The 8,114-nt window shown below is 31.7% G+C and carries 10 protein-coding genes; 7 read left to right on the top strand and 3 right to left on the bottom strand.

From position 1 onward, the window contains the following. Positions 1-108 precede the first annotated feature (108 nt). A complete protein-coding gene (locus A2255_01670) occupies positions 109-816 on the bottom strand; it encodes a hypothetical protein (protein ID OGI19882.1) in 708 nt (235 codons plus the stop codon). After that, a complete protein-coding gene (locus A2255_01665) occupies positions 809-1,219 on the bottom strand; it encodes a hypothetical protein (protein OGI19881.1) in 411 nt (136 codons plus the stop codon). Before A2255_01665 ends, A2255_01670 begins: the two co-directional genes overlap by 8 nt. A 448-nt stretch (positions 1,220-1,667) precedes the next feature. Between A2255_01665 and A2255_01660 the strand changes: the two genes are divergently transcribed. The 5 genes from A2255_01660 to A2255_01640 all read left to right on the top strand — a co-directional run bounded on the left by A2255_01660 (position 1,668) and on the right by A2255_01640 (position 5,188). Then, entirely contained in the window at positions 1,668-2,354 is a 687-nt protein-coding gene (locus tag A2255_01660; GenBank protein OGI19885.1) for a hypothetical protein, read from the top strand. 104 nt (positions 2,355-2,458) lie between these two features. Beyond that, entirely contained in the window at positions 2,459-2,728 is a 270-nt protein-coding gene (locus A2255_01655) for a hypothetical protein (GenBank protein OGI19880.1), read from the top strand. Beyond that, the gene (locus A2255_01650) at positions 2,728-4,446 is read left to right on the top strand and encodes a hypothetical protein (GenBank protein OGI19879.1); all 1,719 of its coding nucleotides are present in this window, start codon (positions 2,728-2,730) and stop codon (positions 4,444-4,446) included. The genes A2255_01655 and A2255_01650 overlap by 1 nt, the downstream gene beginning before the upstream one ends. A gap of 2 nt (positions 4,447-4,448) precedes the next feature. Further along, positions 4,449-4,868 carry a hypothetical protein gene (locus tag A2255_01645; protein OGI19884.1) on the top strand — a complete coding sequence of 140 codons (420 nt, stop codon included), beginning with the start codon at positions 4,449-4,451 and terminating at the stop codon, positions 4,866-4,868. Between the two features lie 2 nt (positions 4,869-4,870). Continuing rightward, positions 4,871-5,188 (top strand): hypothetical protein, encoded by a 318-nt coding sequence (locus A2255_01640; protein OGI19878.1) that lies wholly within the window; start codon positions 4,871-4,873, stop codon positions 5,186-5,188. Positions 5,189-5,264: 76 nt separating this feature from the next. On the opposite strand, the gene A2255_01635 is transcribed toward A2255_01640, so the two are convergent. After that, positions 5,265-6,065, bottom strand: a complete 801-nt coding sequence (locus tag A2255_01635; protein ID OGI19877.1) for a hypothetical protein — start codon at positions 6,063-6,065, stop codon at positions 5,265-5,267. A 594-nt stretch (positions 6,066-6,659) separates the two neighbouring features. On the opposite strand from A2255_01635, the gene A2255_01630 reads away from it, so the two are divergent. Together A2255_01630 and A2255_01625 are read left to right on the top strand one after the other, a co-directional pair. Beyond that, entirely contained in the window at positions 6,660-7,592 is a 933-nt protein-coding gene (locus tag A2255_01630; protein OGI19883.1) for a pseudouridine synthase, read from the top strand. A 3-nt stretch (positions 7,593-7,595) separates the two neighbouring features. Beyond that, positions 7,596-7,940: a hypothetical protein gene (locus A2255_01625; GenBank protein OGI19876.1), complete on the top strand. Its 345-nt coding sequence runs from the start codon at positions 7,596-7,598 to the stop codon at positions 7,938-7,940. Positions 7,941-8,114: the final 174 nt, after the last annotated feature.

Genomic DNA, 8,114 nt, shown 5'->3' with positions numbered 1-8,114 from the left:
TTAACTTTTTATATTACTGTTTACTTTTTATGACTGATATAGGAAGCATACTACAAAAATCACCAAGGAAAATTCACCATTTCCCCTAGTGATTTTTTCCGCTGTCCTTTATAAAACTTGAAATGCTTTTAAATAAATATAAAATGAGGCTATAACTAAAATTATTCCGCTAAATTTTACAAAATATCCAGATATTGATTTAAAATATGAAATTTTTTTAAATAAAGATGTAAATAAACCTGCTATGATTAGAATTACTCCCTGTCCAAGTGAGAAAAAGAAGAGTAACAGGCCACCAAAAACGATATTTGCTTTAAGTGAAGTATAAGCCATAATTCCTGCAAGTACAGGGGTAGAGCAGGGTGATGAAGCAAATGCAAACGCTGCACCAATTAATAATGGGTATACGACTAAACTATTGCTTTTATTTTGTGGCATTTGTTTTACTATATTTGGCATGGGGATTTCTAGTATTTCTAACAGGCTTAAGCCCATTATTAAAATTAGTGATGCCATTACAATTGCCCATACAGGACTGGCATGAAATCCTAATGCTTTTCCTGCTAATGCAGCTGTAATACCGAGTCCGGTTAAAACTATAGAAAGTCCAACTACAAAAAATATAACCTGTATTACGGTTTTTTTACCGATATTATCCGAACATCCGCCGACATATCCAATAATAATTGGCAATAAACCAAGAGTACACGGTGACAGTGAGGTAACTATTCCACCGAAAAATACAGCTAAAAATAGCCAGGCATTAAGTTTTGTATGAATTTGGTCTGTTAATAATTGTGCTATTAAGTTATCCATCGATCAATTTATTCAAATATCTTTCTAATTCTTCTTTTGTTAAGCTGCCTTCTGTAATTTGTATTGTTTTGCCTTTTTTATCTATAAAAACTAAAGTTGGAACGACGTTAACACCGTGTTCTTCTATGAGTTTTTCATAGTCAGGATTGTTTGAATTTATTGGTATTTTTTCAAAAACGATTTTATCATTATACTTTTCAATAGCTGGTTTTAATACTTTATCTAATTCTTTGCATTCAAGACATAATTCTGAACTAAAGTCTAATACCACGGGTTTTTTAGATGTAAAGGCCTGGGCAATATTTATTGGATTATCAACCGAGCCGGATTTAAATGCGTAATATAAAATTACCGGCACTATTATGATTAATGTTATAACTAAGAAATTTTTGTATTTATTCATTTTTCCTCTAACCTCCTTATAAACATTTTATACCTATAATTTTTTACTTGCCAATTTTATTGTTAATTTCTTCATATAAGATAATGCTTAAATAATGCCTGACGGTCATCACGAGCCATTAAGTATGGGAGACTAACTTTTGTCTAAATAGCGAAGTGATCTCAATGTAACGATATATGCTCAGAGATTGCTTCACAACATCAATTTTAGAAAACATCCTTGCTGCAAGGTTCGCAATGACTTCCAATTATTTTAGTCAATATTTGACCATTACCTCATATACAGGTTGTGATTTTAAAATAACATATTTATGTTATCTTAATTTAATAAAATATGATTCATCTCATGACTAAAACTTTTTTAAACCAGAATAATTTTTGAAATATTCGATAGAAAGAATTGAAAAATGCTTTTATATTACTTAATTCAATTGTTAATAAAAAATCCGATAGCGTTTTTTATTGCGTTATTTGTGTTAATTTTCCCTTTATTAATAAGTATTACTGTTCACGAATGGTCTCATGGTATGGTTGCCTATTTATTTGGTGATCCTACTCCAAAAAGGCAGGGAAGACTTACTTTTAATCCATTTGCTCATTTGGATCCGATTGGTACATTAATGCTTTTTATAGTAGGAATTGGTTGGGCAAAACCAATAGAGATTAATCCTGATAATATTCCTGGAAAGACAAAGCAAATGCTCGTTGCGCTTGCTGGGCCTGCCAGTAATTTGGTTATGGCAATTCTATTTAGTATTATTCTCTATATAATGTCTCAATACTTTGATATTAGTCTTACCAGATTTCAACTAGAAACTGGAATTATGGGTATATTGGGCAGTTTTTTGAGTATAATAATTCAAATTAATATAATCCTTGCAATATTCAATATGCTTCCAATACCGCCATTAGATGGATCAAATATTGTAAAATGGATTTTGCCTCAAAACATAGCAGAGGCTTATTATTCTAAATTAGCACCTTTTGGATTATTTTTCTTACTTTTACTCATGTTTACAGGTGCTTTAAGGTATATTTTTGCAGCTGCAAAAGTCGTTGAAATGTTTATTTTTAGGGTTTTAGATTTTTTACTGGGCCCCATATTTGCTAGTGTACTAGCATTTATTGGATATTAGGTATCTGTGACTTAATTTTCTTTACCTAATGCACTGTGTATTTTATACTAAGTATGAATAGTTTTATTTTGATCTGCATATTAAGTAAGTGAGAAAATTATTAAATGACTCATAATGAAAAAAAAGTAGTGTCTTTATCGGGTGCAAGAGAAAAATCTGCTGATAAATCGGAAAAATCTGAGACTCCTCTTGTATATTGTTCTTTTTGTGGAAGACCTAATCCTAAAGTGTTAAAAATGGTACAGGGACCAGGAGTTAATATTTGCTCTGAATGTATTATGATTTGCCTTCAATATTTAATTTTAGAAGATAGAATACCGTCTTCTGAAGCACAAAGAGTGCTCGATGCTTTTTGGAAAGGTTTTAAAAACTAATGGAGTTAAGAGATTTATCTAAAATGCAGATTAGGGCTGACGTAATGATGATACTTCAGCAATTATCTGTATACGATGAAGTGCCAAAAGCTCTGCAGAATAAATGTCTTACTAATTTAAATACTATAAAAAATAAAGATTATGTCCTTGAAATTCTGGTAAAAGAATTTGCTAAGGCTGACTATAACAAAGGGCAAATTATGGTTCATTTTCTTTCAGAATTAGGTACTCTGGATAAATTAAAAGCACCTTTGTGGTCATATATTAAAGACCCTAAAATGCCTGATTTAGTCAAAGATCTGTCTGGTATCATATTGAGAAATCTTGGTGATGATTCGGATCCTGAAAAATTTTTAAGTTATCTTGATAATCCAAAAGATGTGATTGATAAAGAAACTAAAAAAATTCTTGAAATGGCGGTAGTTAATCCTGAAGCGCAGATAGACTTTATGGATTTTCTTTTCTCTTTGCCGGAATCTGAACAAATTGTTTTGATTAATTCATTAAAAGGTGATTATCCTGATGAATATTTAGCCAATATTCTAATTACTACTCTTGATTCTCAACCATCAGATAAACTGGAAGAGATCTTAATAGAGGCATTGGGTGAAACTAAGTCTCAATTATCTGTTCCGGTTTTAACCAGATTGATGGAATCAGGTAAAACCGAGTATGCTAAAAAGTTGGCTCGAAAAAGTCTTAATATGCTTAAATTAGCGGGAATTAATATTCAAAATTACGTAGAAGATAAAAGGGGTTACCCCATCTGTCAAATATCCAAAATCCATGAATGTTATACAAATATTGTTGATGGGGCTGGTAGTCAGGGAATAATTATTAGCCGAATAAAAGATAATAAAGATATTTTAATGTTTAGTGTTGTGGTTAGTGATCAAGATGGAATTGTAGGTTGCTTTGGCTTTAATGGTATCAGTGAAGAGGATTTTGGCAGAATTATACTCAGATTCAATGAAGAATCATCTAGAGTATCTGTATCACCTGAATATTGTAAATATATTCTGGCAAAGGCTGAGAAGATTAATGAGATAACAAAAAATTCTGTTCCATATGAATATATGGCTTGGAAATCGTTACTTTATGATATCAACGAGCTAGAACCAATTGAAAATGAGGTTATTAAATGGAGCAATCCTGATTGCATTATACAGGGTAATACATTGTATAAGCATCATGACTTTCAACATTGGTTCTTAGACGATACTGATCACCCACTGGTCAAGGAAGTCCTTGATAACATTATTCAGAATACTCTTGAAAAGAAGCAGTATTTTATTAAGAATATTGAAGAGTATCTAGGTATGCTTGAAGGGGAGATTACAGGGCTTATTACCGGGGTATTTGATGAAAATTGGCGTGAAATTTATAAAAACAGATTGATTAATGTTGCATATTTACTTGATTGTCAAGGTTTAGATAACTTTAAGAAAATAGCCGGTTCTGTAGCTCTTAGTTTGAATCCTGAATGTAACTATCCTGTTGAGGAATCTCCATTTATTAGAGAGTTATTCAGGAAAACAATCTGTGAGGGATTTCTGAGGTATCAGCATAATATAGAACAGCAGCAGAAGTCAGCAAACTTAGTTTCTAGTGTGGCTAAGAAAGTTAGGGAGTTCAACAATATCCCAAAAACAGATATAACAAAACAAGGCTTAAGTGACATTATAGATATTTTATATGATAATTGGCAAAAATATTAATTATGGAGAATTCAAGATATATTGGCTTAGATGTAGGTACAAAAAGAATAGGAATTGCAGTTAGTGATCCCTTATTTATCACATCACGTCCGTTAAAAACTATTCAAAGGTGTCCAGAAGATGCGTCCATTCAGGAAATCAAGGAAATATGTAAAGAGTATAATGTTTCGGTTATAATTGTTGGATTACCGAAAAATATGAATGGAAGCCTGGGCACTCAAGCGCAAGATGCAATGGCATATGCAAAGTTATTAGAGGAAAATATACAGGCTAAAATAATTCTAGAAGATGAAAGGTTAACAAGTAGAGAAGCAGAGAGGATTTTAATCCAACAAAATAAGAAACCATCAAGAAATAAGGCATTAATTGATATGGAAGCGGCAGCTATAGTCTTACAACAGTATTTAAATAGAAGGAGATAAAAATGGAAGAATTAAATTTAGAATCAATGGAGCCAAGAATCATTAAAACTCAGGATGAAAACGGGGAAATACATAATTTTGAGTTAATAGATGTTTTAAGTCTTGATGGTCAGGATTATGGGCTATTAATTTATCTTGATAGTAAGGAAGAAGAAGCTGGTGAAGAAGCTGAAGAAGAAGTAATAATAATGAAACTTCACAAGCAGGATGATGCTTACACATTTGAAACTATTGAAGATGATGAAGAATTTAATAAAGTGGTTTCTTATCTTGAATCAGAAGGTGAACTTGAATTCGAAGAAGAAGAAGCAGCAGAATAGGCATAATTAGCAAATTAAAACAAATATAATCCCCCTTAATTAAGGAGGATTATATTGTTTGTAATGGGGTTAGCTTTTATACTAATATAGTAGGCTTTTTATTCTGTTCATTTGTAGGCATTTCTTGATTATTTTGTGAATCTAATACAGGAATTGTCAATTTTTGATCCGGATATATCAAGTTTGGATCTTGTATTTTGTTTATTCTTGCAATTTCACTTACTAAATCAATAATAGCTTTATCATCAGCTGGTTTCCCCGCATTTGTTAGTGCATTTTGGGCAATATTCCATAGGCAATCGCCGCTTTTGACTATGTACTCGTTTTGATTATTAGCTGTCTTATTTTCTCGTTTACCAATTTCATTATCATCATAGATTTTTTGTATTGTTTCTTTTGCTTTATCAGGATCTTTAAATGATAAATTTGTCAATTTAACTTCATCAGGTGTAACCATACCATCAGGAACACCTCTAAAATCCTGATACATAGTGAAAGCTAAATTTTCTCCTGGACTAATTTCACCATTATTATCTAGATCAACTATTTTTCCAACAATACCTGCTTCATCTCTATTAATCTTATTGTTTCCATCTTGATCCAGCCCCTTTAATGATTCTTTTGAGTATGCTAGTCCGCTATCCAGACTATTTTGACCTAATTTGTCGTCATAATAAAGGAATTTTATATTTGAATTAGCTATCTCATCACTTTTACCTTGTCTCATTAAGTTTGCTATTTGTCTGCCTGCGTCTTCCCCTTTTTGTACTGGTGTTTCTCCTTTACCAAATATAGTTGATGGCGGTTTTTGAGTAGTTTTTAATAGGTTTAAGACGTTTGTTCCCTGAGTTGCTGCACCTTGATTAATAGTTGTCATAATTTCTCCTCCACCTGTTTCCTCTAATTAAATATACAAATTCTCTAATTCTAAACTAGCAAACTGCTTCGTAATTAGTTATCTGCAATTAGCATAATAACTAATCTGTGTATAATTACTTTCAATTAAATTAAAAAATAACCCACTAATGATCTACTTACTACAAAGTTATAGAGCTTTTTAAAGCCTGTTTATCTCCTCCAATTATCTGCCCCTATTTATATAAAAACATTTGCTCAAAAAAAATTGCCTATTTTTTTATAATTTTCTAAAAAAGTATGATTTTTTATTTTGAAAAGTTTATTTGCTTTTGGGATAGAGCTTTTTTGTATTAAAATTTTAGTATACTGATAAATTAGAAACTCATAAGAGTAAAAACCGTCATTCCGAGGGATCGAAGATCCCGTGGGAATCTTTCCAAATGACAATTATAAGCAATAAGCCATATTGGAAAGATCGCCAGTTTCTAGAAGAAACCTCGCGATGACAAGTATTATTGAAAAGTTGATGACATAAAAAGGTGACATGTTAGCAATTGTAATGCTTGTATATTCTAACCAGTATATAAGAGAGAATAAAAAAGAATTTATACGAATGAGTAATTTAGAAAATATTATAAAAGTTGAGATTGACATAGATAATGTCGGAGAAAGGCTGGATGTTTTTCTTGCTGAGTTAATTCCTGATATTTCAAGAAGCAGGATACAGCAGTTAATTAAAGAATCTGGCTGTATATTAATTAATGGGAAAAGTTCTAAAAGTGCTTACAAGCTAAAATATGGTGATGAGGTAGTTGTAAGAATCCCTGATGCTAAGCCGCTTGAATTAGAACCTGAAAATATTCCTCTTGATATACGTTATGAAGATAATAATATGATTATTGTCAATAAACCTACGGGCATGCTAACTCATCCTACGGCTTTAGAAAGAACGCATACACTTGTAAATGCACTTTTATATCATTGTCATGGAAATTTGTCAGGAATAAATGGGGTTATGCGGCCCGGAATAGTTCACAGGCTTGATAGGGATACATCAGGTTTATTAATGATTGCAAAGAATGACTATGCACATCAGTTTTTGTCCGAACAAATTAAAAATAAAACCGCTAAAAGGCAATATTTAGCGATTATCCATGGAGTTATGAAAGAAGATTCAGGTACTATTGATGCGCCGATAGATCGTAATCCTACGCAAAGGCATAAAATGGCCGTAGTTGAAGGTGGAAGAAATGCAGTTACGCATTGGAAAGTTTTAGAGCGATTTGAGAAATTTACTTTGATTGAGGCAACTTTAGAAACAGGAAGAACGCATCAAATAAGAGTACATTTTTCCTATATTCGTCATCCTGTCGCTGGCGATCCACTTTATGGAGGTGACAATATTAAGATAAATATACATGGTCAGGCATTGCAGGCTTACAGGTTATCCTTGACCAATCCTACCAATAAAGAGAGGCTAACTATTGAAATTGAGCCTGATGATGATATAAAGAAGTTAATTCGAGTTTTAAGTAAAAAGGAGTAGATTATGAGAAAAATATTGTTAATTTTAGGAATCATAATTTTTATAGAGATTTTTTATTTTGCTTATGTGAATCAGGGACAAATGTTGACATTAACCTATCCCCCAATTATAGATCAAGTTAGCATGAATTCTGGATTTGTCTATTTATTTCTAGCTATTGAGGGAGCTTTAGCCGCATTTTTAATTACTTATTATTCTAGGCTTAAATTAGAGGATAAACTCAAAAAACAGACAAGAAATATTGAAAAGGCCAGTGTTGTGGTTGAGGAGAGCTCTGATAAAGTAAAATCTTTGCAGGCTAAAATTGATACTCTTGAAATAGCATTAAAAGAGGCTTTAAAGAAATAAATAAGAGTTTTATCAGATTAAATATCTCACCTTTTTTAAGGTGAGATATTTTGTTAATAATGATAATGAGATTGATAGGGCTTAGAGCCTTGTATGATGAATCCAGTTAATTAGGTAAAATATTTGAGTGGTTAAGGAATGTTTGAACGGATAAAGATTGTTTAGAGCCTCAGT

It is taken from the genome of Candidatus Melainabacteria bacterium RIFOXYA2_FULL_32_9 (assembly GCA_001784615.1).
In the GTDB taxonomy this organism is placed as follows: Bacteria; Cyanobacteriota; Vampirovibrionia; order Gastranaerophilales; family UBA9579; genus UBA9579.
The sequence above is the reverse complement of the archived record's forward strand: the minus strand, read 5'-3'. Positions and strand labels throughout refer to the sequence as shown.

Excerpts from the sequence above, each read along its gene's own strand:
- A2255_01650 (OGI19879.1), top strand. The coding sequence starts at position 2,728 with ATGGAGTTAAGAGATTTATCTAAAATGCAGATTAGGGCTGACGTAATG.
- A2255_01670 (OGI19882.1), bottom strand. The coding sequence starts at position 816 with ATGGATAACTTAATAGCACAATTATTAACAGACCAAATTCATACAAAA.
- A2255_01655 (OGI19880.1), top strand. The coding sequence starts at position 2,459 with ATGACTCATAATGAAAAAAAAGTAGTGTCTTTATCGGGTGCAAGAGAA.
- A2255_01630 (OGI19883.1), top strand. The coding sequence starts at position 6,660 with ATGAGTAATTTAGAAAATATTATAAAAGTTGAGATTGACATAGATAAT.
- A2255_01640 (OGI19878.1), top strand. The coding sequence starts at position 4,871 with ATGGAAGAATTAAATTTAGAATCAATGGAGCCAAGAATCATTAAAACT.
- A2255_01645 (OGI19884.1), top strand. The coding sequence starts at position 4,449 with ATGGAGAATTCAAGATATATTGGCTTAGATGTAGGTACAAAAAGAATA.
- A2255_01625 (OGI19876.1), top strand. The coding sequence starts at position 7,596 with ATGAGAAAAATATTGTTAATTTTAGGAATCATAATTTTTATAGAGATT.
- A2255_01665 (OGI19881.1), bottom strand. The coding sequence starts at position 1,219 with ATGAATAAATACAAAAATTTCTTAGTTATAACATTAATCATAATAGTG.
- A2255_01635 (OGI19877.1), bottom strand. The coding sequence starts at position 6,065 with ATGACAACTATTAATCAAGGTGCAGCAACTCAGGGAACAAACGTCTTA.